Origin of the sequence: Listeria rocourtiae subsp. hofi (assembly GCF_963575615.1) — a bacterium.
Lineage (GTDB): Bacteria > Bacillota > Bacilli > Lactobacillales > Listeriaceae > Listeria_A > Listeria_A hofi.
Genome location: NZ_CAUYTL010000018.1, coordinates 29795 through 54679, shown reverse-complemented (window position 1 = coordinate 54679; position 24885 = coordinate 29795). Strand labels below are relative to the sequence as shown.

Below are 24885 nucleotides of genomic sequence, written 5' to 3'. Positions count from 1 at the left end.
TACTCTTAGCGCTTTTAAATTGATGGAGGGGATTGGATTGACAAAACTAAAAAAAGAAACAATTGTAGCACAAATTGGAAATCGAAAAAGCGGGGCGACCGGTGCTGTGAACATGCCTATTTATTTGTCAACTGCATATCGTCATGAAGATCTTGGTGTTTCAACGGGGTATGACTATACGAGAACAGGGAATCCGACGCGAGAGGTTTTGGAGGAAGCGCTAGCGACGTTAGAAAATGGGACAGCTGGTTTTGCGACAAGCTCGGGAATGAGTGCGATTCAGCTGATTTTTACATTGTTTTCGAGTGGCGATCATATTATTTCTTCGCGGGATCTATATGGTGGTACATATCGTTATTTTGAATTGATTGCGAAAAAGTATGGCGTAGATTTTTCTTATTGGGAAACGACGGATATTGATGATTTAGAAAGTTTGATAACGCCTGGAACGAAGGCTGTATTTATCGAAACGCCGACGAATCCTTTGATGGTGGAGACTGATCTTACCGCTGTTGTGGCTTTTGCGAAGAAACATGATCTATTGGTAATTGTAGATAATACATTTTTAACGCCAATTTTGCAGCAACCGCTTGATTTGGACGCAGATATTGTTTTTCATAGTGCAACGAAATATCTCGGCGGGCATAATGATGTGTTGGCAGGTGCAGTGATTGTGAAAAGTGAGGATTTAGCGTTGCAATTGCGTGATTTTCATAATTCTATTGGCGCGGTGCTTTCGCCGTTTGATAGTTGGTTGTTGATGCGCGGACTAAAAACGCTTGTTTTGAGGGTGGAGCAGCATCAGAAAAATGCGCGGAAAGTGGCGGAATTTTTAGATGGTCATGAAGCTGTAACGAAAGTACTCTATCCTGGAAAAGGTGGCATGGTGAGTTTCTTGATTAAGGATGCTACACTTGTTTCACCATTGTTGCGGAGTTTGAAATTATTTACATTTGCGGAGAGTTTAGGTGGTGTGGAGAGTTTGATTACGTATCCAGTGACGCAAACGCATGCAGATGTGCCGCGCAAGCTTCGGGAATCTTATGGTTTAACGGATGAATTGTTACGTATTTCTGTTGGCATTGAGAGCAGTGATGACTTAATTGCTGATTTGGATCAAGCTTTGGCGTTGGTTTTGAAGGAAGAGGTGGGTATAAATGAGTGATGACTTTTCATTTGATACGAAAGTGGTGCATGCAAGTCTTGGAATTGATGAGGCAACTGGTGCACTGAACACGCCGCTTCACTTGTCATCAACGTTTCATCAGCCGGATTTTGATAATTACCACGTGTTTGATTATGCGAGATCTGGGAACCCGACGCGTCAGGCTGTGGAGGAAGCAATTGCTAAACTGGAGAACGGAACGCATGGTTTTGCATTTGCAACTGGCATGGCTGCAATTTCAGCGGCGCTGTTAACTTTGTCGCAGGGGGATCATTTTATTATTTCTGGTGATGTTTATGGCGGGACATTTCGGTTAACGGAGCAGGTTTTACCGCGGTTTGGTATTGCTCATACGTTTGTGGATATGGGTGATTTGGATGCTATTGCTGCGGCTTTTCAGGAAAATACGAAGTTGGTTTATGTGGAGACGCCTTCGAATCCATTAATGCGAGTGACGGATATTGCAGCGGTGGCAAGGCTCGCGAAGCAACATAACTGCTATACATTTGTGGATAATACATTTTTAACGCCAGCTTTGCAACGACCACTTGATTTGGGCGCGGATTTGGTGGTACACAGTGCAACGAAATTTATTGGTGGACATAGTGATATTTTGGCGGGGCTTGTGGTTACTAATAATGAGGAGTTAGCTAAACAGGTCTATTTTATACAAAATTCAACAGGTGGCGTGCTTGGTGTGCAGGATTGTTGGTTGTTGTTACGCGGGCTAAAAACGCTTGCTGTTCGAATGAGCGTGGGTACAGCATCGACGCAGAAACTGGCAGAATTTTTGCAAATGGAAGAACGGGTGGAGGAAGTTTTTTATCCTGGGCTTGTGAGTCATCCGGATTATGCAATTCAACAGCAACAGGCAGATTCTGCGGGGGCAGTCTTGTCGTTTGACCTCGGTAGTGAAGAGGCGGCGCGACAATTTGTGAATCATGTGAAATTGCCAGTATTTTCGGTGAGTCTTGGTGCGGTGGAGAGCATTTTATCGTATCCGGCTCGGATGTCACATGCGGCAATTCCGGAGGCTGAACGGTTAAAACTTGGTATTACGCCAGGATTATTACGTTTTTCGGCGGGGCTTGAGGATGTGGATGACATTATCGCAGACTTCCAGCAGGCGCTTGCTTATACAGTGGAAAGGAGTGCTCGTTGATGAATTTACGCCGCGATTTAAGTGAAAAAGTGTTAATTGCTGATGGTGCAATGGGTACGTTGCTTTATTCTTACGGAGTTGACCGTTCCTTTGAAGAGTTGAATTTATCACATCCAGATGATATCGTTGCAATCCATCGGGCTTATATCGAGGCTGGAGCGGATATTATCCAAACGAACACGTATAGCGCCAATTATATTAAGTTGTCGCGGTATGGGTTGGAAGATGATATAAAAAAAATAAATCAGGCGGCGGTGCGGCATGCGAAAGAGGCGGCGCGCGGTACTGGTGTGTATATTTTTGGTACAATTGGCGGTATAAATGGGGCTAATGATGCGCGAATTGCGGCTCCAAGCCTGGAAGAGATTAAGCGGAGTTTTCGCGAGCAGCTTTATTGTTTGTTGCTAGAAGGTGTTGATGCCATTTTACTTGAGACTTATTATGACTTAGATGAGTTGAAAGCAGTGTTAAAAATTACGCGTGAAACAACAGACTTACCAATTGTAGCTAATGTTTCGATGCATGAACCAGGACTTTTGCAAAATGGGCAAACATTGGCATCGGCGTTGCGGGAGCTGGCGGAGTTGGGAGCGGACGTTGTTGGTGCAAATTGCCGACTTGGTCCATATCATATGTCTAAAGCGCTTGAGACGGTGCCACTTCTTGAGAATGCTTATTTAGCTGCTTATCCGAATGCGAGTTTACCGCAGATGGATGAAGGGAAAGTGGTTTACCAAACGGAAACAGATTATTTTGAGCAGTATGGGGAGATTTTCAGACAAGAAGGAGTGCGTTTGATAGGTGGGTGTTGTGGCACAACGCCGGATCATATTCGTGCGCTACGTCGTGGTTTGAAGTCTCTAGAACCGGTGACGTCCAAAGTAGTACATCCAATTTTGGAATTGGCGGAGTTGGACGTGGCAGAGGATACGGGTGTGCGTCTGACGGATAAGGTGAAGGAACAATATACAGTGTTAGTGGAGCTTGATCCGCCACGGACTTTTGATACGGCGAAGTTTTTCGAAGGGGCGCAGGAGCTTGATGAAGCAGGTGTGGACGCAATTACGATTTCTGATAATTCGCTTGCGACACCAAGGATTAGTAACATGGCATTGGCGGCAATTTTGAAGCATGAGTACGATATTAGACCTCTCATTCATTTGACGACGCGAGATCATAATTTGATTGGGATGCACTCGCATATCATGGGTTTTCATAAGTTGGGAATTCAGGATGTGCTCGCGGTGACGGGGGATCCGAGTAAAGTTGGTGATTTTCCAGGCGCATCATCGGTTTTTGATTTGCGATCGGTGGAGCTTGTGCAACTGATTAAAAAATTCAATGATGGGATTTCATATACTGGAAAGTCGCTGAAGGAGAAGGCGCGATTCCAAGTTGCGGCGGCTTTTAATCCCAATGTGCTGAAGCTGGATAAGGCGGTTCGTTTGATTGAACGCAAGGTAGAATATGGCGCAGATTATATTATCACGCAACCAATTTATGATACGGAAAAAGCGGTTCAATTGAAAGCGGCGCTAGTTGAGGCTGGAATTACGGTTCCTGTGTTTGTTGGTGTAATGCCACTTTTGTCAAGTCGCAATGCTGAGTTTCTGCATAATGAGGTTCCTGGGATTCGCTTAACAGATGAAGTTAGAGAGCGGATGCGGGAAGCGGATAAGGCCGATGCTGGTTGCGAGGAAGGAATGGCGATTGCTAAAGAGATTTTGGATTCGATTTGTGCGCATTTTAACGGCGTTTATATCATCACACCATTTTTGAGATATGATTTGTCGATTGAATTGACGAAATATGTGCAGAGTAAAGAACAAGTAGTTGAAATTAGCTCGCAAAATTAAAAAGTACCAGCAAACCTATTAAAACGGCTTGCTGGTACTTTTTAATTTCAAAAATCAACCATGTTCGCGCTTAGTAAACTAATCAAAAATGCGATAGCTAGTAATAATCCGAAAAATGTTAAGGCCTTACTCGTCGCTTTCATCGCAGGAACCATCGTTATTGGTACGCTTTTTCCAATGAAACGACGAACAGCTTTAATGGCTTCGGGAACGCTGAGTAGGATAATTAGAATCCATGGTGTTGCTTCAACCGTGAAGATTAGTGCAATTTCCCATACGTATGCGAAAATGAAAGCCAACGTGAAAAGGATGAGGGCGCCTTTACGACCCAATAAGATAGCAAGTGTGAGGCGCCCGTTTGCTTTGTCTGGTTCCAAATCACGAATACTGTTGGCTAGAAGAAGATTTCCAACTAGCACCATCACTGGGATGGAAACGTAGACGATAAAGGAACCGATAAACCCGGCTTGAATATAGAAGGAAATGAATGTGATAATACCGCCCATAAAAAAACCTGCCATAATTTCGCCAAAAGGTGTGTAGGCGATTGGATATGGTCCGCCGGTGTACAAATAGCCAACAAGCATCGAAATAATACCGAGTAAGCCAATCCACCAATTATTGACGTCCATGCATAAGTAAACGCCACCTAGAATGGCTAATACATATAGAAAAATGGCTAGGAATAAAATAAAACCTGGTTTCATTCCGTTTCTAACAATTGCGCCACCGTTCCCCACTGTGTGTTCATCGTCTTGCCCTTTTTTGAAGTCATAATATTCATTAAAGAGGTTAGCAGATGTCTGAATGAGGAAACAGGATATTAGCATGACTAAAAAGCGTGTAAAATGAAAACTTTCGTAGCTCATTGCGACCGTGGTTCCTAAAAATACTGGGACAAAGGATGCAACCAGTGTGTGTGGACGCAATAACATCCACCATTTATGGAATCCGGAATGTCTAACAATAGCTGATTTTGTGCCGTGTGCCATTTGTTTCTCTCCTTTTATAAAAGCTTTATACTTGTACAATTTTAGGCAATGTTTGTCTAATAGTCAATGGATATAGCTGATTTCTTTTTTCTTTGGCTTACGGGGCTGATTTTTGAAAGTGTCGAGAGGTGTAAAAACGAATTTCTTTTGTTATAATGGTGTGGTGAGTGAAGGCAATGAAGGAGAGATGAGTAATATGGGTTTAACATTGCCAATAGAGCTGTTTCAGCAGGCAAAGCGAATGGTTTCGCAACAGGAGAATGTGTTATTAAGCTGGGTTTGTGAGCTTCCTGATGGTGCGGCAAAACGTGTTTTTGATCAAGGGAATGGGGCTTTTAAAGGTGAGCGTTTTTTCTGGCAAAATAAAGAGCGGACATTGCGGCTTGCAGGGCTTGGTGCGACTGATCAGTTACATGTGGAGCAGGGACAAGACCGTTTTTTGGCGCTACATACGCGAAAAGAGCAGGTGCTTAGACAAACGGTAACGAATAGTGAGGAAACTGCTTGCGGGGCCGTTTATTTTGGCGGTTTTAGTTTTGATGATCAGCATGATACGTCGCCAGAATGGGAAAGATTTGGGGAAGGATTTTTTTATTTGCCACTTTTTTTGGTGACGGAAAAGGAGGATTGTTGTTATTTATCGGTGAACGTGTGGCTTTCGGAGCATGATGATTATGCGAAGGTTGAGGCTGTGATGGCGCAATGGGATAAGTTGATTTCATCACCGATTATGAGTCATCCAGATGTGGCATGTATCTCAGAAGAACGCTTGGATGAGGATGCTTGGTTGCTTGCGGCAGAGGATGTTGTGGCATTGTTGCAAGAGGTCACTAGCATGCAAAAAGTGGTGCTTGCTCGGCGAATGCGACTGGGGTTTGACGGGTTTATTTCGAGTAGTCGCATTATTGCACATATGGAAGAGCAACAGGCGAATAGTTACTGTTTCTTGCTAGAAAATGGGACGAGTACTTTTTTTGGGGCAACACCAGAGCGGCTGTTATTAGCAGATGTGGATCATTTGGAATCAGCATGTGTGGCGGGTTCGATTGCGCGAGGTGAGACGGCTAGTGAGGATGCGGTGCTTGGTGAGACGCTACTTAGTGATGCAAAAAACTTGGCGGAACACCATTTTGTTGTTGAGATGATTGAGGCTACGCTGGCTCGGTTTTGTAAGGACGTGCAAGTTTCAGCGAGTCCGATATTGCTGAAGAATCGAGATATACAGCATTTGTATATGACGGTCTCAGGACAACGAGATGAGACGAAAATGTTAGATGTTTTGCGAGAGCTTCATCCAACGCCGGCGCTTGGTGGTTGGCCACAGGCGGAAGCGATGACAGTGATTCGTTTGAAAGAAGAGATGACTCGCGGGTTTTACGGTGCACCGATTGGTTGGATTGACCCGCTTGATCGTGGTGAGTTTGCAGTCGCAATTCGTTCGGCACTTGTTACGGATACGAACGCATTATTATATGCTGGTTGTGGCATTGTGGCAGATTCAGTACCAGCAGAGGAACTTGCGGAGACGGCGATTAAATTTCAGCCGATGTTGCGGGTATTAGGAGGTAGAGTTCATGAGCGATCATAGACAGGTGATGACGGAATACTTGGCGGCTTTTGTGGAAGAATTGGTGCAGGCTGGTGTGAAAGAGGCGGTTATTAGCCCAGGTTCGCGCTCAACGCCAATTGCTTTATTGATGGCAGAACATCCGACGTTAAAAATGTATGTGGATGTGGATGAACGTTCAGCAGGATTTTTTGCGCTTGGAATTGCGAAGGCGTCGAAAAGACCGGTAGTGCTTTTATGTACGTCGGGAACGGCTGCCGCGAATTATTTTCCAGCGGTTGCGGAGGCCAATTTATCGCAGGTGCCATTGCTTGTTTTGACGGCGGATCGGCCGCATGAGTTGCGCAATGTTGGTGCGCCGCAAGCGATGGATCAGGTGCGCATGTTCGGATCGCATGTGAAGGATTTTACGGATATGGCTTTACCTGAAAATTCAACGGAGATGTTGCGTTTTGCGAAATGGCACGGCTCAAAAGCAGTGGATATTGCGATGAATGCGCCGCGTGGACCGGTTCATTTGAATTTTCCTTTGCGCGAGCCATTGATGCCAGTTTTGGAGCCATCGCCGTTCGCGGTTACGGAGAAAAAACGTCGCCATGTGCATATTTATTATACGCATGAGGTTTTGGAAGACGCAGTAATTGGACAGATTATTGAGGCTTGTGCTGGGAAAAGAGGCGTTTTTGTAGCAGGACCTTTGGATAAAAAGGCTTTTTCACCGAAATTGGTGGCGCTGGCAAAACAGGTTGGCTGGCCGATTTTGGCGGACCCGTTGTCGCAGTTGCGGAGTTATGGGGCGCTGAGCGATGTAGTGATTGACCAGTATGATGCGATTTTACAGGAAGAAGTGGCGCGTGAGGCGTTGCGCCCAGAGGTTGTCGTTCGATTTGGAGCGATGCCGGTTTCGAAGCCACTGATGAAATGGCTGGAGGCATTGGAGGACGTGATGTTTTATGTTGTTGATCCTGGTGCGGCTTGGAAAGATCCGATTAAAGCAGTGACAAATATGATTCACTGCGATGAGCATTTCTTGGTGGGTGCGTTGACGGACGGCTGGCAGGAGAAAACTACAGCTGACTGGATGGTAATGTGGCAGCGATTGAATGCAAAGGTGAAGACGGTGGTTGCGGCACATATGGAAATACTGGACAGGTTAGATGAGGGCAAGCTTGTATATGAGATGCGTACGTGGATTCCGGAGCGGGCTGGTCTTTTCATTGGGAATAGCATGCCGATTCGTGATGTCGATACGTACTTTGCGCAAACGAACAAGCAGGTTAGGATGCTTGCCAATCGTGGTGCAAATGGGATTGATGGCGTTGTTTCTTCGGCGCTTGGAGCAAGCTTGACGGAACAGCCGATGTATTTACTGATTGGTGATTTGTCGTTTTATCACGATATGAACGGACTTTTGATGGCGAAAAAATATGGATTAAATTTGACGATTATTGTTGTGAATAATAATGGTGGCGGGATATTCTCGTTCTTACCACAAGCGTCTGAGCCGAAGTATTTTGAGACGTTGTTTGGGACCGGTGCTGATCTTGATTTCCGATATACGGCGGCACTTTATGAAGGTGATTTTCATGAGGCGACGGATTGGGATGAGTTCCATGATGCATTGGATAAGGCTCATTTCCATAAAGGGTTGGATATTATTGAAGTCAAGACGAATCGGTATGAAAACGTGGATGCGCATCAGGAGTTATGGGATGCGATTAAAACAGCGGTTCGCTCGGAGTTGGCATAAAGATGCGGATTCGTGGCGTAGACTATCATGTTGTGGAAACGAAAGCAAAATCTAATACAAGAAGGGAAACCTTGTTACTACTTCATGGCTTTACGGGATCGCATGCGACATATGATACGATTTTGCCGATTTTGGCGCAGGATTGGCATTGTGTGACGGTAGATTTGTTAGGGCATAGTAAGACGGATGCGCCGGAAGGCTTGGAGCGATATCGGTTGGAGGAGCAAGCGGCGGATTTGATAGCTATCTTGGATCAGCTTAGGGTGCAACGAGCTTCTGTTCTTGGATATTCGATGGGAGGGCGCTTGGCACTTGGGCTTGCAACACTATATCCTGAGAGAATTGGTGCGCTTATGTTGCAAAGTGCTTCGCCTGGCTTGGTATCTCGGCAAGAACGCGAGGCACGAATTTTGAAAGATATGGCGCTTGCTGATAAAATTAAAACGCAAGGTGTGGCAAGTTTTGTCGCAGAATGGGAGCGATTACCGCTTTTTGCAACGCAGCTAGAGTTATCGCAAAATGTACAGGAAAAAGTGCGCAAAGAACGGATGAACCAACGAATGATAGGCTTGGTTGGAAGTCTTGGTGGCATGGGAACGGGTGCGCAGCCTTCTTTTTGGGGAGAATTGCCAAACGTGCGCATACCGACTTTACTTTTGGCTGGGCAAGAGGATCAGAAATTTTGCGGGATTGCGCTGGCGATGAAAAAGGCGCTTCCTGATGCAAAATATATTACGTTTTCAAATGCGGGGCATACGATACATGTCGAGCAACCAGAAGCTTTTGGTTACGCGGTCCGCAACTGGTTACGAATTAGAGGAGGAATAAAATAATGGGTTTTGAGTGGAAGAAAGAGAAGGATTATACGGAGATTAAGTATGAAACATACGAAGGAATAGCGAAAATTACGATTGATCGCCCGCATGTGCACAATGCCTTCACGCCAAAAACAGTGATTGAAATGATTGATGCTTTTACGATTGCACGTGATGATTCGAAAGTTGGCGTGATTATCTTGACAGGTGAAGGCGGCAAAGCGTTTTGTTCTGGTGGGGATCAGAAGGTGCGTGGAAATGGTGGTTATGTTGGTGATGATAACATTCCTCGTTTGAATGTGCTTGATTTGCAACGTTTGATTCGCGTGATTCCGAAACCAGTTATTGCAATGGTTGCTGGTTGGTCGATTGGCGGTGGGAATGTGTTGCAACTCGTGTGTGACTTGACGATTGCGGCGGATAATGCAAAATTTGGTCAAACAGGACCGAATGTTGGTAGTTTTGATGCTGGCTATGGTTCAGGCTATTTGGCGCGTGTAATTGGTCATAAGAAAGCGAAGGAAGTTTGGTTCATGTGCCGCCAATATACGGCGGATGAAGCACTTGAGATGGGCTGGATTAATACGGTTGTGCCATTGGCCGATTTGGAAACAGAGACGGTTGCTTGGGCGAAGGAAATGTTGAAGAAAAGTCCTACAGCGCTTCGTTTTATTAAGGCGGCATTTAATGCGGATACGGATGGCTTGGCTGGTATTCAGCAGCTTGCTGGTGATGCTACACTTCTTTATTACACAACGGATGAGGCGAAAGAAGGACGTGATGCGTTCAAAGAAAAACGTGACCCTGACTTTGATCAATTCCCAAAATTCCCTTGATGGTTGGTGGAAAATGATGGAACTAACCAATTGGTTGGAAAAACGAGTGTGGCTTTCTCCTGAGAGGACTGCGCTCGTTTTTCAGGATAGAAAGGAAACATTTTTAGAAATTTATGATGCGGCGTGCGAGTTGGCGGGGAAATTGGCATCATTCGGTGTTCGGGATGGAATGAGTGTCGCTTTGCTCGGCCGAAATGATCGTGATACTTTTTTGATGATTCATGCGTTGCAACAATTAGGTGCGCAGACGGTGTTATTGAATAATCGTCTGACGGCGACAGAAGTTTTGTTTCAAATGCGAGATGCACATGTGGAATGGTGCTTTTATGCGGATGTGTTTCGTGACAAGGTTGGGGATATCGCGAGTGCTTCTTTTAAGGATGTGATGGAGGCGCGGGTTTCGGAAGTATCGCTCGTTTCTCATTTTGCAATGGAGCGTGTTGCTTCCGTTATGTATACGTCCGGAACAACTGGCCAGCCCAAGGGCGTGATGCAGACGTTCGGAAATCATTGGTGGAGTGCAACAGGCTCGATGTTGAATCTTGGTTTACAGGCAAATGATAGTTGGCTATGCGTGGTACCAATTTTCCATATTAGTGGTTTGTCGATTTTAATGCGCTCAGTGATTTACGGGATTCCAGTTTATTTGGAGGAGCATTTTGATGCGACACGTGTGGATCAGTTTTTGCGAAGTGGTGAGGTGACGTTGATTTCGGTGGTAACAACGATGGCACAACGTTTACTTGATGTTTTTACGACGAGATATCATTCAGATTTTAGATGTATGTTGCTTGGAGGAGGGCCGGCGAGTAGGGAAATGCTCGAGGCTTGCTTTTTAAATGGGATTCCATTGGTGCAATCGTTTGGCATGACAGAAACGGCTTCACAAATTGTGACATTGCCGCCCGAAGAAGCTTTTTTGAAAATTGGTTCTGCGGGGAAACCGTTATTTCCAGCAGAAGTTAGAATTGGTGAGCGGGATGAAATTTTGCTAAAAGGTCCTTCCATCATGTTGGGTTATTTACACAATAAAGCAGCGACGGACAATGCATTTGATGAAGATGGTTGGTTTCGGACGGGGGATGTCGGTTATTTAGATGACAATGGTTTTTTATTTGTTTTGGATAGGCGTTCTGATTTGATTATTTCTGGTGGTGAAAATATTTATCCGACAGAAGTCGAACATGTTTTGTTGGAATATCCTGCAATCAAAGAAGTCGCAGTAGTGGCTAAGTCTGACGAACACTGGGGCGAGGTACCGATAGCTTTTATTGTAGCAAATAACAGGATTGATACAGCAGATTTATTTGAATTTTGCCAGGAAAAACTAGCTAAATATAAAGTGCCACGACAATTTCATTTCTTAGAGGCGTTACCTAAAACGGCATCACAAAAAATTCAACGCCATCGTTTAAGAGAAATCGCGAAAAAACCGAGCAAATAGGCTATGCTCGGTTTTTTTCATCTATATTAATAATTTAATGCTTTACCTAATGCCGCTAAATTATCTTTCATAATCGACATATAATCACGTTTAGCATCGATATCTTTCTGTGTTAAAGTCTCCAAATTATGCAGTTTCATTGTTTTTGTGTTCGTTTCTTTTTGAATGACATCAGCAATTTTGGAATTTGTATTTTGTTCCAATAAAATGTATGGAATCTTATCTTTTTTAATTGTATTCACAATTGATGTTAGCTTTTTCTGAGAAGGCTCATCGCTTGTTGAAATGCCAGCAATCGGAATTTGTGTCAAACCGTATTCATTTTCCCAATAGCCATAAGCAGCATGTGCTGTCACGAATTCCTTATGTTTTGCGTTTGTTGCTGTTGTTTTATAATCATCATTCAACGCTTTTAACTGTGACACAACACTTTCATAGTTTTTTTCAAAAATATTTTTTTGAGCAGGAAGTTCTTTGCTCAGATTATCGCGCACAATGCCTGCCATCGTCACCATATAGTTCGGATCAAGCCAAACATGCGGGTTGACATCACCGTGATCATGATCATCTTCGTCGTCCACATGATCATGTTCTTCTTCATGCGCAACGGTCGGTAGCTTTAAGCCGTCTGTGGTCTCGACAAATTTCACGTTCTCACTTTTGAGCGATTGTTTCGCCTTATCAACAAAGCCTTCCATACCTAGGCCAATATAGAAAAACAAATCACTGTCAGCAATATTCATCATGTCTTTTTGTGAGGGATCAAAGCTGTGGGCATCTGAACCAGCAGGGTATATCGAATGAGCATCGACGTACTTGCCACCAATCTGTGCTGCTAAGTATTGTAGTGGATAAACAGTTGTGTAAACCGTTAACTTGTCCGAATGCTTAGTCTTTGCGTCACTATTACCACAACCGACCATAAAAATAGAAACAAGCAACAGGGTACTAAGTAAAATTGCTATTTTCTTCATGAAAATGGGACCTCCTAAATCGAAATGATTCTTATTTGATGTGTAAAAAATAATAAATCGTAGTGATTACGATTTAACATCAGAAATTTATAATAACCCATATAGTAAGAAAAGGCAAGGATTTTGTTAATAAAGGAGCGGTGAAAAAATAAACTTTGAAAAAGCTACGAAATATCGACGCGCCGAATCCTTGCACTGGACTCTATTTTTCACTATAATGATGGTGATGATGGTCTTTGTGATCGCATTTTGTAGGTACTAAATCCACACCACCTTTATGGAAGGGATGGCATTTAGAAATTCGCTTAATCGTTAACCAACCGCCTTTTAAAGCACCGTGCTCCGTTATAGCCTCCATACCATATTGCGAACAAGTGGGATAAAATCTACACGTTCCAGGTTTAAGTGGTGAAATATATTTGCGATAAAGACGAATACCGCCTAACATTATTTTCTTCATTTTGCAACTCACCTTCACCTTTAGAATTTTTAACACTTTTATCGTACCACAAATCTGGGAAAAAGAAAGGGAATAAGCATGTATACGTATCAAGATTTGCTTGGGAATGATGTATCTATTTCATTTGATGTACTAGAAGAAGCAGATGACGTACTCGTAATTGCAAAATTTCACGATGCTTGGCTGTTTACAACGCATAAAGCCCGCGGTATTGAATTTCCTGGCGGTAAAGGCGAGTCAGGAGAGTCAAACGAGGAAACTGCAAGACGCGAAACAATGGAAGAAACCGGTGCGAAACTAGATAGCTTACATATTGTAGCGCAATATGAAGTAAAGACCGCAGAAAGAACTTTTAGCAAACGAGTTTACTTAGCGAATGTCACCGATTTTGTGAACCAAGTCGATTATATGGAAACATTTGGTCCGACCTTGATAGCTGGGGATTTAGCGAATATCGTTCAGCAAAAACAGTTCAGTTTTTTTATGCAGGATGAAGGGATGCAAGTCGTGATTCAAGAAGCGATGCGCCAACTAAAAATGAATAATTGGAGGTAATAAGCATGGGAATGCCATTAGAAGTCAATACAATGATTGTAACAAAGGGAAAGGAAAAGCGGGTTTCAGATAATTTTTTCGAGTTGGAAAAGGCTGGATACCGGATTTATCCGATTGATGTTCCAGTAGAAGTTCGGACGACAAAAGAAAGTGAGACAAACGGTATTGCTGTGCCCCTAAAACTAATTTGGGAGGACAATAAGACGATTATTACATACGAGCTAATATCCTTGAATTCCAGTAATTAAACGACAAAAAAGTTGAGCCTAAGCGGTGCAAGGCTCAACTTTTTTAATAGTTACTTAGGCATTTGTTTTATTTGACATCCGACGAATCCAAGCGACAATGCTAATAATCAAGGAGAAAATATACTCTCCAAGTGTAGCGATAAAAATAGCAATCGCAATCTCAGCCTGTGCAACCCCGCCACTGTAAAAACTAATAAAGAATATAACTGCGCTTGCAATCAAGCCTATTGTTGCTAAAAAGTACTTGAACCAGCGCCATTTTAAAATAAATTCAAAAATGCACACAGCGATAATAAAAATCGCAAAAATAATCAAAGTTAACGTTGAAAATATCATAGTTTCTTCTCCTTTGGTGAACCAAGCATTCATACAATGTGGGAAATCCCAATGTATAAAGTTCATTTTAACATAGTTTAGGGAGAATGGTAAACAGGAAACATAATCTAAGGAGCTGAAATAGGATGAAGGATATTGTTCTATACGATCAAAACTGCCGATTCTGTAAGGCGACAAAACGACTCTTTGAAAAGCTGGATTGGATGCATGTCATTGAATGGAAACCGCTTCAAGAATCAGAGAACACTGGGTTTACGCAAGAGGAACTAATGCGCGAAATTCATCTCATTACCCCGAATGGTGATGCGAAAAAAGGTTTTTTTGCGATTCGTAGGATGCTATTGCGTTTTCCACTAACCGGCTTGATTGGACTCATCATGTATTTACCATTTCTAAAACCAGCAGGCCGTTTTGGATATAGTGTTGTTGCAGACAATAGAACATGTGATATTCGAAAAAAGAAGCAGGAGCAAACATGAAAAATTTTTGTGCGTGACAATAAAGCTGAAATATGTTACAATAACGTGAAAACTAAATTAAACTCTTATCCAGAGCGGTAGAGGGACTGGCCCTTTGAAACCCGGCAACCTACAAATATTGTAAGGTGCTAACCTGTGGCAGGAAGTGAATTCCTGATCGATGAGAGCGAAGGTATTGTAAATAATAACCTTCTCTCTATTCCGCGTGCAATTGGCAAATAGGGAGAAGGTTTTTTGTTGACATGGCATGAGTCATGTCATATAAAGCGTGAACGAGACTAGAAGGAAACAGACGATAAGTTCGCATTTTTGCAAACCACTTCGCGATGGAGAAGAAAAAGGAGGAAATAAAGAATGGCAAGAAACCGTCATTTATTTACGTCAGAATCTGTTTCTGATGGACATCCAGATAAAATTGCAGATCAAATATCAGATGCAATTTTGGATGCAATATTAACGAAAGATGCTGATGCTCGTGTTGCTTGTGAAACGACTGTAACGACTGGGCTAGTACTTGTAGCAGGAGAAATAACAACATCGACTTACGTGGACATTCCAAAAATTGTGCGTGATACAATTAAGGAAATAGGGTACACACGTGCAAAATATGGTTTTGATGCAGAAACATGTGCTGTTTTAACGGCAATCGATGAGCAGTCACCAGATATCGCGCAAGGTGTTGATGTCGCTTTAGAATCACGCGATGGTTCGGAAGACGCAGCGATTGATGCTATTGGAGCGGGGGACCAAGGCTTAATGTTCGGCTTTGCAACAGATGAGACAGAGGAATTAATGCCACTTCCAATCTCGCTAGCACATGCACTTTCACGTAAAATTGCGGAATTACGGAAGAATAATATACTCACTTACCTACGCCCAGATGCTAAAACACAAGTAACCGTGGAATATGATGATAATAACCAACCAATTCGTATCGATACGATAGTTATTTCTACACAGCATCATCCAGATATTTCACAGGAACAAATTGCATCAGATTTGCATAAACTAGTCATTGAAGAAGTCATTGATTCGCGACTTCTCGATGCAGAAACGAAGTACTTCATTAATCCAACAGGTCGCTTCGTCATCGGTGGACCTCAAGGAGATGCAGGTTTAACAGGTCGCAAAATCATTGTAGACACATATGGTGGTTATGCTCGTCACGGTGGAGGTGCATTTTCAGGTAAAGACCCAACAAAAGTAGACCGTTCAGGAGCGTATGCTGCCCGCTACGTTGCTAAAAATATCGTTGCAGCTGGTCTTGCTAAAAAGGTAGAGGTACAGTTGGCCTATGCTATCGGAGTTGCTCATCCAGTATCGATTTCTATAGACACATATGGAACGAGTCAATACAGTGAGCAAGATCTAATTGATGCTGTAAATAAATTCTTTGATTTACGTCCAGCCGGAATCATCAAGATGCTTGACTTACGTCGCCCGATTTATCGTCAAACAGCGGCATTCGGCCATTTTGGAAGATTGGATTTAGATTTACCATGGGAAAAAATAGATAAAGCACCACATATGAAAGAATTTCTATTAGAAACTGCAAATATAAATTCATAAACAGAAGCCTAGCTTTGGAGCCAATCCAGCTAGGTTTTTTACATATTTGATGCTTTCTTGTATAAAAAGGCCTATTTTTGTCACAAAAACTACACACACTTATGAATCATTATATAATATAATAATTAAGTTACTTAATGAAAGGGGTTTTCAACATGAAAACAAAACTATTAGCAGCTTCAGCAATCGCGGCATCACTTATCCTCGTAGCAGGTTGTGGTAATAGCGATGCGAGCAACGATACTAAAAAAGAAGAAAAAACAGCAAAAACAGAATCAGCAGCAAAACATGAAGATCATCTAGACTATCATGATCAAAAAGCGTGGCAATTTGAAGCGGGAGATACACAATCCCCAATCAATATTGAAACAGCAAAAACAGAACCAATGAAAGATGCAGGTACAATCGAATTAAATTATAATCAAAAAGTAACAGATGAAGTAGATAATGGCCATAGCATCCAAGTCGATGATGGTGGGCAAGCAACAATTAACGGTCGTAAATTTGAATTGAACCAATTTCATTTCCACGCAGAAAGTGAGCATACAGTTGATGGTAAACATTATCCAATCGAAGCTCACTTTGTAAATGAACATCAAGATAGTCGTTTAGCAGTTATTGGAGTTTTCTTTAAAGAAGGAAAAGCAAATCCGGCATTCCAAAGCATTTTAAACAATGTTAAAAAAGGGGAAAAAACAACAGTTAGCGAACCGATTGATGTAGCAGCTTTACTACCAACAAACAAATCATACTATCACTACCTAGGATCACTGACAACACCACCACTTTCAGAAAACGTGGAATGGTACGTCATGTCAACTCCGGTAGAAGTTTCCAAAGAACAAATTGAAGAATTTAACAAATACTACGACGGCAACAACCGTAAAATTCAACCGTTGCACGATCGTCCAGTATTAAAACACACAGACAACTAAAAAGGCACAGTGGGCCGCACAATACTCATCTCCGTCGTTAAAAGCTGTGTTCCGATGCTCACGTACAAATCGTACGCTCCGCTTCGGTACTCGCTTTTGCCTAGGATCTGAGCATTGTGCGGCCCGCTGTAGTTTGGCGGCTATTCATTTTCAATAAAAGGTCTGGAAAGTTCATGTTACATGATTTTTCTAGGTCTTTTTTTGCTGGATGCTGTTCAAACAAACCCAATTTATGATATGATAGACGTTGTTGAAAAAATGGACATAACTAGTTTAAAAATAGAGGAGAAATGTGACGATGTGTGGATTTATTGGATGCGTACATGACCGCATTGCTGAAATTACTGGCGAAGAGAAGGAAACGTTTAAGCAAATGAACGACATGATTACCCACCGTGGCCCTGATGATGAGGGTTATTTTACGGATGAGCATGTTCAGTTTGGCTTCCGTCGCCTCAGCATTATTGATGTGGAGAACGGTCATCAACCGCTGACGTATGAGAATGAGCGGTATTGGATAATTTTTAATGGTGAGATTTATAATTATGTGGAACTGCGTGAGAACTTGGTAAAAGAAGGTATGACATTTGATACGAGCAGTGATACAGAAGTTATTATTGCTACATATGCCAAATATAAAGAGAAGACAGCGGAACAATTGCGCGGTATGTTTGGCTTTGTTATTTGGGATAAGCAAGAACAAAGAATTTACGGCGCGCGCGATCCATTCGGTATTAAGCCGTTTTTCTATGCAGAAGAAGATGGTAAGTTGTATATGGGCTCTGAGAAAAAATCGATTTTGCATGCAATGAAATCGACAAAGCTAGATGAAGTATCATTGCAAAATTATATGACATTCCAGTTTGTCCCAGAGCCGGATTCGCTGACGCAAGGCATTAAACGTTTAGAACCAGGCCATTACTTTACGAAAAATATTGGGGAGTCCATGCAGATTAGCCAATATTGGAAAGCGAAATTCCAGCCAGTAGCCAAATCCGAAGATACATTTATTAAAGAAATTCGTGATGTGATGTATGATTCTGTGAAAATGCACATGCGTAGTGACGTGCCAGTTGGTTCGTTCTTGTCTGGTGGAATTGATTCCTCGATCATCGCGGCCATTGCGAAAGAATACCATCCTGCAATTAAAACATTCTCTGTTGGTTTTGAACGCGATGGCTTTAGTGAAGTCGATGTTGCCAAGGAAACTGCTGAGAAGCTAGGTGTGGAGAATATCAGCTACATCATTACACCGCAAGAATACATGGACGAATTGCCGAAAATTGTTTGGCATATGGATGATCCATTGGCTGACCCTGCTGCTATTCCATTGTATTTCCTATCACGTGAAGCACGAAAACACGTAACGGTTGCTCTATCAGGGGAGGGAGCAGATGAACTTTTCGGAGGCTATAATATTTATAATGAACCAAATTCGCTTTCGATGTTCAACAAAATGCCAGGCGCTTTGAAGTCAATGTTACGAGGCGTAGCTAATGTGATGCCTGAAGGAATGCGTGGTAAGAGTTTCTTAGAACGCGGAACAACACCGATGGAAGAACGTTATATCGGTAACGCAAAAATGTTTACAGAAGCTGAGAAAAAGATTTTATTACCAAAATATCAAACAGGTCATGACTACACAGAAATTACTAATCCACTATACGCAGAAACAGTAGGTTACAATCCTGTTGAACGGATGCAATACATTGATATTCATACGTGGATGCGTGGTGACATTTTACTAAAAGCTGACCGTATGACAATGGCAAATTCACTAGAAGTTCGTGTACCGTTTTTGGATAAAGAAGTTTTCCGAGTTGCTCAAGACATTCCTGCCTCGCTTAAGACAACGAATGGCACAACGAAATATGTCTTACGCAAAGCGGCAGAGGCTTTCGTACCAGATCATGTGCTGAATCGCCGAAAACTAGGATTTCCTGTACCGATTCGCCATTGGTTAAAAGATGAGATGAATCAGTGGGTGAAAGATACTATCCGCGATTCACAAACCGAGCACCTAATCAATAAAAAATACGTGCTACAATTACTAGAGGATCATTGTGCTGGGAAACAAGACTATAGCCGTAAAATTTGGACGGTCGTTATTTTCATGATTTGGTATGATGTGTATATAGAGAATAAGTATGATTTCGGTAAATGATGTAATGCTAATGAAAGCACCAAGCCTTTTCAGGTGAGGTGTTTTTTGCTATTTTGGTGCAAAAGTATTCTTTTTTTAAGAAAAATCATGTGAAAAAAAGCTAATAATCCATTTATAACGTACCTTTGTGAACATATGGTGAATCTTTTTAGGAAAGCTTGAATACCTAGGATTACGGTTGTATAATCAATAAGGGAATAGAAACCGTTACATTTTTAATATAAACAGATTAATAATTACTATTTTCAGAATAAATAATAGAATGTTCTGTTTTTTTTAAATGTAAGGAATAATTTGTTAAAAAAAGAGTAGTTTATTTTAAAATTAATAATTTTAATTTTAAAGGCGCATCAATGCTAAAAAAGTGAACGAATCTGTTTCGCAAAAATGGCATAGGTTACACAAAAACAATCAAAATATGTATAAAAAGTGAAATGTTTTGGAATCTATTGTATATACGAAGTTTCGTATGTATAATGATGAAAGTACATCGTTGCGATTAATAAAAAAGTGGAATACAGGCGTATGGTTTTTTAGATTAAGAAGGATAAATCATAGATCGTTTAACTTATTCGATTGCACTATTTAGAATTTTACAAAAGTTAAAATTGAATCTTTCGGGAATGATGCTTCCTCTTGATAGCTAATTACTTTTTTATTTCATACGGTTTTCAGTGTTAGGAGACATAAATTTTTTACCACAAGTAGGAGAGGGAGTCATTACGATGAAAAAAGTTATCACATACGGGACATTTGATTTGTTGCATTGGGGACATATTCGATTACTAGAACGTGCCAAAGGATTAGGGGATCACTTGACGGTAGTTCTATCTACAGATGAATTTAATCAATTAAAAGATAAGAAAGCATTTCATAATTATGAGCAACGCAAGTATCTGTTGGAGGCTATCAAACATGTTGATCAAGTGATTCCAGAGATTACTTGGGATCAAAAAGTGACAGATATAGGGAACAATCAAATTGATATTTTTGTAATGGGCGATGATTGGAAAGGGAAGTTTGATTTTTTGAGTGATTATTGTGAGGTCTGTTATTTGGAGCGGACAAAAGATATCTCGACAACTTATATCAAGCAGCAACTTGCAGGCAGTGTTCAAACGTAATGCCACGGTGTTCCTCTTCTTAAAAAAGCAGATTGTGCTTTTGTGAAGAGAGATTTTTTTTGAAATTGAGGAGTCAGCGAGATGAAGGTTGCTATTATAGGATTTAATGTTTTTTCGCCAGGGGGTACGAGTCGTAGTAATCTGAACTTGACCAAGGAGTTTAATCAAGAAGGAATTGCGGTAGTATTGTATAATGCACGTCCTTTTTCGCCAACAGATATTTTAAGTCTTCGTCACCAGGAAGGGTTAAGCTCACAGGTTAGTTTCCAGTCGCTATTAGATTTAGGGAAAGATACTACGATTGATATGTATATTATCACACGGGAAACGTTCTTCCCCTTGGCGCAAATCATTAAGTTTTATTGTCCTAATGCGATGACAATAGGGGAAATACATGCACCATTAAGCATCCTTCCTGAAGATTTGGCTGCAAATTTACACGCAATTGATTATGTGAGGGTAGCTACAGAGTCTATTAAAAGAGAATTCCAAATGACTTATCAATATGATGCAATACTTGTTCATCATGTTAGTACACATCATGTCACATTACCAGAAAATGATAGTCAAAAGCCAACGAGTAATCTATATGTGCTTTCTCGTTTTGAAGATGATGTAAAGGATATTTCTTATGCGATTCGGTTGTTAGACTATCTTGTTCACTATCATAAAGCAACGCACATTAAGTTATATATTGAAGGATATGGGCCTTCTGAAATGTTATATCGAAATTTAATTAATAACTATTCATTGCATGCCAATGTGTTTTTTAATCAAGGAACACCAGTGGACTACATTTATTTTTCAACGTCGCGCTATGAAACGTTTGGTTATTCCATCTTAGAAGCGCTAGCAGAAGGGAAACGGGCAATTTTATTCCCAGGAGAAGATAGAGTATTACGAGAAGTCTATGGGAATCCTAGTAATATTCAATGGATTTCAAAAGATGTACAAATAGATGCAACACGCGTGCTGAATTTTCTTGCTTCTGTAAAGAAAATCAACTATAGGCAGGCACTCCCAGTTATTGCGACGCCAAGAAATTATGTATCTCTCTATGTGGAGTGTTACGGCGTGTTTAAATCGCAAAAACCGAGAAAATTGGTGTTGGTTAAAAGTGTGGAAGAAATCTGGTCAGATGTGATGGCAAGTCAGGTAGACCAGCTTCCAATCATCTATCGCATGTATGGCTACTTAAAAGATAAGCCATTTATTGGGAAGGTTTTGACAAGTCATTCCGTGAAAACGAGGCTGTACAATTTACTTGATCGAATAAATGCTCGAAAAGAAAGGCAACAACAAATGACAGTAATAAATGAAAATATGTATTTTATTGAATCATTTCATGGAAAATCCTTTTCTGGTGATCCAAAATATATTGCACTTTGGATTAAAAAAAATATACCGAATGCTAAGGTGTTTGTTAGCTCTGTCAACCAGTTGGTAGATATGGAAATTCGACACTTTGGCTTTGAGGCAGTTCGTCTAGGTAGCGCAATTTATCAACAAAAATTTCATATGTGTAAGTACATCATTGTAAATGGAAATCCATTGGACAAGGTTGGAAAAGCGCCAAATCAAGTTATTATTCAGACATGGCATGGTCTTCCTTTGAAAAAAATGGTGGCTGATTTAGAGGATCCAAAGCATCGTCAACAAGAGCTTAGCGCCTTTTTACCACGTATGAAAAAATGGGATTACTTGTTGACATCTTCGTCATTTAACACGATGCTGTTTCGTTCGGCGTTTGCTTTGGATGAAAACCCACAATTAAATATATTGGAGATGGGGGCGCCGCGGAATGCTTATTTGATAGAAAATAGCAGTAAGCATGGTGAAAAATCCCGTATTCATTTGAAATACTTTAATCGACCGTTAGATATGAATAAGAAATATATTCTTTTTTGTCCAACTTGGAGAAAGCAGGAAAGGGAAGAAGTGACGGCAATCGATTTAAAAGCCTTGATTGAGAGTTTGCCGCCTGGATACGAAATTATTGTGAAGTTGCATCCACTTGAGACGTCGCTTCGTCGATTGTATAAATCACTAGACCCTCGAATTCACTGTTTCTTTAATGAACTTGTGGATATTCAGGAATTGTTTTTACTAGTGGATGTTCTGATTTCAGACTATTCTTCGGCAATTTTTGATTTTGCGCATTTGAATAAGAAAATCATTATTTTACAAGAGGATTCGGAAAATTATCAGAAAAAAGTTGGTTGGTATTTTGATATGAAGGAAACTTGTTTGTTGGAAGGCAAGTCTTATACAACACAGAGTATGGCCGAAGCAATTTTGGAAGACGATCCGAATGTTTTTCAGTATTGTCACGCCATCCAGAAAAAATTGCTGAATTTAGATAATGTTTTTATGAACGATAAATTAATGCACGTTTTATTTTCAAAAGGGAGGCCATGAGATAAATGACAACAAATAAAGATATGGAATTTACAGATATTTATAGTTTTAAATGTGAGTACGATAAGATGAAGGTCATTGTGAAGACTTTTTCCAGCAAAAATATTTTGGAGTTAGCACGGGAGACACACCCCATTTTAGAGATGTATAAAGAGATTTTGGCACATGATTATATTCTATACATGCACTCAGGTCAGTCTTCGTATTTTATTCGACGCCAAGATGTACACACAATCTGGCAACGAAAAGATTTGATTCAGCATGGAGATTTATTTTATTCATTGAATCAAATACCTGCTGAAAAGGAGAATAAATTGGCACCAAAGCGTTTAGTTGTTATTTTTTCTCCAATGCCAGCCAAAGAACATTATCATAGCGCGAACATAGCGCATCGTTGTTTCACAACTTCTTTTGCTAGTATGCAGAAACATTTAGTAAAGAATACAATTATTATGCGAATCATGGATTTGAATCTATCTTATGGCAGTCATTACATTAATACATTTAATTATATGGAAATGGAGTCGGATATTCAGAGTGCCATTCGATTTGTGATGGATTCGAACCATATTGCAAAAGATGATGTCGTTTTATATGGCGGTTCAAAAGGTGGAACAGGCGCTTTGTATCATAGTTTGCTTGGTGATTACAATTCTGTTACAGTGGATCCAATCATCAGCATTGAGCAATATAATCAAGAAAACGATTTACATTTTTTACGAGATTTTCGTAAGCGAAGTATTTTAAATGACTTAGCAAAACTAGCAAATCAAGAGACGACTAAAAAACGAATTATTTTTGGCTACCCGCTTATTTCATTTAACTACAATTTATATTCGCAGATTCCCTCAAAATCCGTTGAAATTCATAATGTGTTTGATTCATCGGTTCATAAACATGCGGATATTTCAAAGAATACCATTATTGAACAAATTACGTGTATTAACGAGCTTTTACTTTCTTCAGGGAATCTGCATCAAATTGTAGAGCAAATCAGCGCATTAACGGAATAATAGAAGGGAACGAGTACGATTATACCTAAAAAAATCGCCATTGTAGGCTCCTGTTTAATCAGAGATAATTTTAATACAATGTTTAATCCCGATTATAAGGATTTTTTTGAATGTGTGCTACATCAGCATCAATGCAGCATCTTAAGTATCATGTCACCATCTTTTCCTGTAGTGGAAGATGAAGAGGTGGCAAAAATGAATGCATTTACTAGTTGGCACTATAGAACCGAACATACGAAAGAGTTTTTGAGTTTAGTTCAAGTGAGGCAGCCTGAATATCTACTTTTAGATATGTATGCAGATATTTATTTAGGCGTTGTAGAAGTTATAGAGGGGTATTTCACATACAATCCTAAATTTAAAGATGTTTCTCCGATGAAAGAGGCAGAAGTGGTATGGAGATTAACTTCACATTTTGAGCCTTATTTTAAAGTCTGGATGCAGCATATAGATGCGTTTTTTCAATTTCTACACGAAAAAATACCTCAATGTAGACTTATTTTGGTGAAGGCTCGATTTGTGGATCAATTTGCGGATGGGGGCTCGTTAAATGAATGGCGAGCTGAGCGAAAATACCCAACGGTAGATGTGGAACGATTAAATGGTATTTGGGATATGTTGGATGCGTACATGGAGAACCGTTTTGATATTCAAGTGTTAGACATGACTCAGAAGGACTACAAGCTTGATAGGGAGCATCCATGGGGTGGCTTTTATGTGCATTATACAAAAGATTTTTATCATGATTTTTTACAGAAATTGACAGGGTTTACGCATGGCGATGACATATAATGACGATGAAAAAAGCAGCTGTTTGGCTTGCTTTTTTTGTTTATACTCAGCTAGTAGTATCTTAATGGCATTTTTTATGATTTCTAAGACAAAGAACGTCACGTGAGTAACTTGGCTATTTTAGTTTGTTTTATCTGCTATGCGATTTAATGGCCCCTTTTGGTAACATTGCGTGTAGATACCTGGGGAAACATTAAAATATATAACTAAAGAATGGTTTGTTTATTTTTA

Annotated in this window: 22 protein-coding genes and 1 riboswitch; of the genes, 18 read left to right on the top strand and 4 right to left on the bottom strand. The window is 40.8% G+C overall.

What is annotated here, in order from left to right:
- Nucleotides 1-37: 37 nt before the first annotated feature.
- From R8925_RS09130 to R8925_RS09120, 3 genes are read left to right on the top strand one after another with little or no spacing between them, the layout of a single operon-like run.
- Nucleotides 38-1165 (top strand): aminotransferase class I/II-fold pyridoxal phosphate-dependent enzyme, encoded by a 1128-nt coding sequence (locus R8925_RS09130; RefSeq protein ID WP_430535581.1) that lies wholly within the window; start codon nt 38-40, stop codon nt 1163-1165.
- Nucleotides 1158-2327: a cystathionine beta-lyase gene (gene metC, locus R8925_RS09125; protein ID WP_430535580.1), complete on the top strand. Its 1170-nt coding sequence runs from the start codon at nt 1158-1160 to the stop codon at nt 2325-2327. The genes R8925_RS09130 and metC overlap by 8 nt, the downstream gene beginning before the upstream one ends.
- Nucleotides 2327-4183 (top strand): bifunctional homocysteine S-methyltransferase/methylenetetrahydrofolate reductase, encoded by a 1857-nt coding sequence (locus tag R8925_RS09120; protein ID WP_430535579.1) that lies wholly within the window; start codon nt 2327-2329, stop codon nt 4181-4183. The genes metC and R8925_RS09120 overlap by 1 nt, the downstream gene beginning before the upstream one ends.
- A 47-nt stretch (nt 4184-4230) precedes the next feature.
- Here R8925_RS09120 and R8925_RS09115 read toward each other — a convergent pair whose 3' ends face one another.
- The gene (locus R8925_RS09115; protein ID WP_430535578.1) at nt 4231-5175 is read right to left on the bottom strand and encodes a 1,4-dihydroxy-2-naphthoate polyprenyltransferase; all 945 of its coding nucleotides are present in this window, start codon (nt 5173-5175) and stop codon (nt 4231-4233) included.
- 118 nt (nt 5176-5293) lie between these two features.
- On the opposite strand from R8925_RS09115, the gene R8925_RS09110 reads away from it, so the two are divergent.
- From R8925_RS09110 to R8925_RS09090, 5 genes are read left to right on the top strand one after another with little or no spacing between them, the layout of a single operon-like run.
- Nucleotides 5294-6763, top strand: coding sequence for an isochorismate synthase (locus R8925_RS09110; protein WP_430535587.1), 1470 nt, complete (start codon nt 5294-5296; stop codon nt 6761-6763).
- On the top strand, nt 6750-8492 hold the full coding sequence (gene menD, locus R8925_RS09105) for a 2-succinyl-5-enolpyruvyl-6-hydroxy-3-cyclohexene-1-carboxylic-acid synthase (protein WP_430535577.1): 1743 nt from the start codon (nt 6750-6752) through the stop codon (nt 8490-8492). The genes R8925_RS09110 and menD overlap by 14 nt, the downstream gene beginning before the upstream one ends.
- Nucleotides 8493-8494: 2 nt before the next feature.
- Nucleotides 8495-9325: a 2-succinyl-6-hydroxy-2,4-cyclohexadiene-1-carboxylate synthase gene (gene menH, locus R8925_RS09100; protein ID WP_430535576.1), complete on the top strand. Its 831-nt coding sequence runs from the start codon at nt 8495-8497 to the stop codon at nt 9323-9325.
- Complete coding sequence (gene menB, locus R8925_RS09095; protein ID WP_430535575.1) at nt 9325-10143, top strand: 1,4-dihydroxy-2-naphthoyl-CoA synthase; 819 nt, start codon at nt 9325-9327, stop codon at nt 10141-10143. Before menH ends, menB begins: the two co-directional genes overlap by 1 nt.
- A gap of 16 nt (nt 10144-10159) precedes the next feature.
- Entirely contained in the window at nt 10160-11587 is a 1428-nt protein-coding gene (locus R8925_RS09090; RefSeq protein ID WP_430535586.1) for an o-succinylbenzoate--CoA ligase, read from the top strand.
- Between the two features lie 26 nt (nt 11588-11613).
- On the opposite strand, the gene R8925_RS09085 is transcribed toward R8925_RS09090, so the two are convergent.
- Together R8925_RS09085 and yidD are read right to left on the bottom strand one after the other, a co-directional pair.
- Nucleotides 11614-12561, bottom strand: coding sequence for a metal ABC transporter solute-binding protein, Zn/Mn family (locus R8925_RS09085; RefSeq protein WP_430535574.1), 948 nt, complete (start codon nt 12559-12561; stop codon nt 11614-11616).
- Nucleotides 12562-12763: 202 nt separating this feature from the next.
- Nucleotides 12764-13021 (bottom strand): membrane protein insertion efficiency factor YidD, encoded by a 258-nt coding sequence (gene yidD / locus R8925_RS09080; protein ID WP_036073038.1) that lies wholly within the window; start codon nt 13019-13021, stop codon nt 12764-12766.
- 78 nt (nt 13022-13099) lie between these two features.
- Here yidD and ytkD point away from each other — a divergent pair, with 78 nt between their 5' ends.
- Both ytkD and R8925_RS09070 read left to right on the top strand, forming a co-directional pair.
- Nucleotides 13100-13576 carry an RNA deprotection pyrophosphohydrolase gene (gene ytkD, locus R8925_RS09075; protein ID WP_430535573.1) on the top strand — a complete coding sequence of 159 codons (477 nt, stop codon included), beginning with the start codon at nt 13100-13102 and terminating at the stop codon, nt 13574-13576.
- A 5-nt stretch (nt 13577-13581) separates the two neighbouring features.
- Complete coding sequence (locus R8925_RS09070) at nt 13582-13824, top strand: DUF2584 domain-containing protein (RefSeq protein WP_430535572.1); 243 nt, start codon at nt 13582-13584, stop codon at nt 13822-13824.
- Nucleotides 13825-13878: 54 nt separating this feature from the next.
- Here R8925_RS09070 and R8925_RS09065 read toward each other — a convergent pair whose 3' ends face one another.
- Nucleotides 13879-14160, bottom strand: a complete 282-nt coding sequence (locus R8925_RS09065; protein ID WP_430535571.1) for a hypothetical protein — start codon at nt 14158-14160, stop codon at nt 13879-13881.
- Between the two features lie 125 nt (nt 14161-14285).
- On the opposite strand from R8925_RS09065, the gene R8925_RS09060 reads away from it, so the two are divergent.
- The 8 genes from R8925_RS09060 (at nt 14286) to R8925_RS09025 (ending at nt 24654) form a co-directional block, all read left to right on the top strand.
- Entirely contained in the window at nt 14286-14639 is a 354-nt protein-coding gene (locus tag R8925_RS09060; RefSeq protein WP_430535570.1) for a thiol-disulfide oxidoreductase DCC family protein, read from the top strand.
- A gap of 62 nt (nt 14640-14701) precedes the next feature.
- Nucleotides 14702-14806, top strand: a riboswitch (SAM riboswitch).
- Between the two features lie 187 nt (nt 14807-14993).
- On the top strand, nt 14994-16208 hold the full coding sequence (gene metK, locus R8925_RS09055) for a methionine adenosyltransferase (RefSeq protein WP_430535569.1): 1215 nt from the start codon (nt 14994-14996) through the stop codon (nt 16206-16208).
- A 155-nt stretch (nt 16209-16363) separates the two neighbouring features.
- Nucleotides 16364-17143 (top strand): carbonic anhydrase, encoded by a 780-nt coding sequence (locus tag R8925_RS09050; RefSeq protein WP_430535568.1) that lies wholly within the window; start codon nt 16364-16366, stop codon nt 17141-17143.
- A 298-nt stretch (nt 17144-17441) separates the two neighbouring features.
- Nucleotides 17442-19307, top strand: a complete 1866-nt coding sequence (gene asnB / locus R8925_RS09045) for an asparagine synthase (glutamine-hydrolyzing) (protein ID WP_430535567.1) — start codon at nt 17442-17444, stop codon at nt 19305-19307.
- Between the two features lie 725 nt (nt 19308-20032).
- Complete coding sequence (tagD, locus tag R8925_RS09040; protein ID WP_430535566.1) at nt 20033-20431, top strand: glycerol-3-phosphate cytidylyltransferase; 399 nt, start codon at nt 20033-20035, stop codon at nt 20429-20431.
- A gap of 81 nt (nt 20432-20512) precedes the next feature.
- On the top strand, nt 20513-22849 hold the full coding sequence (locus R8925_RS09035; protein ID WP_430535565.1) for a CDP-glycerol glycerophosphotransferase family protein: 2337 nt from the start codon (nt 20513-20515) through the stop codon (nt 22847-22849).
- A gap of 5 nt (nt 22850-22854) precedes the next feature.
- A complete protein-coding gene (locus R8925_RS09030) occupies nt 22855-23862 on the top strand; it encodes an XcbB/CpsF family capsular polysaccharide biosynthesis protein (RefSeq protein WP_430535564.1) in 1008 nt (335 codons plus the stop codon).
- 18 nt (nt 23863-23880) lie between these two features.
- Nucleotides 23881-24654 carry a DUF6270 domain-containing protein gene (locus R8925_RS09025; RefSeq protein WP_430535585.1) on the top strand — a complete coding sequence of 258 codons (774 nt, stop codon included), beginning with the start codon at nt 23881-23883 and terminating at the stop codon, nt 24652-24654.
- The last annotated feature ends 231 nt before the right edge of the window (nt 24655-24885 follow it).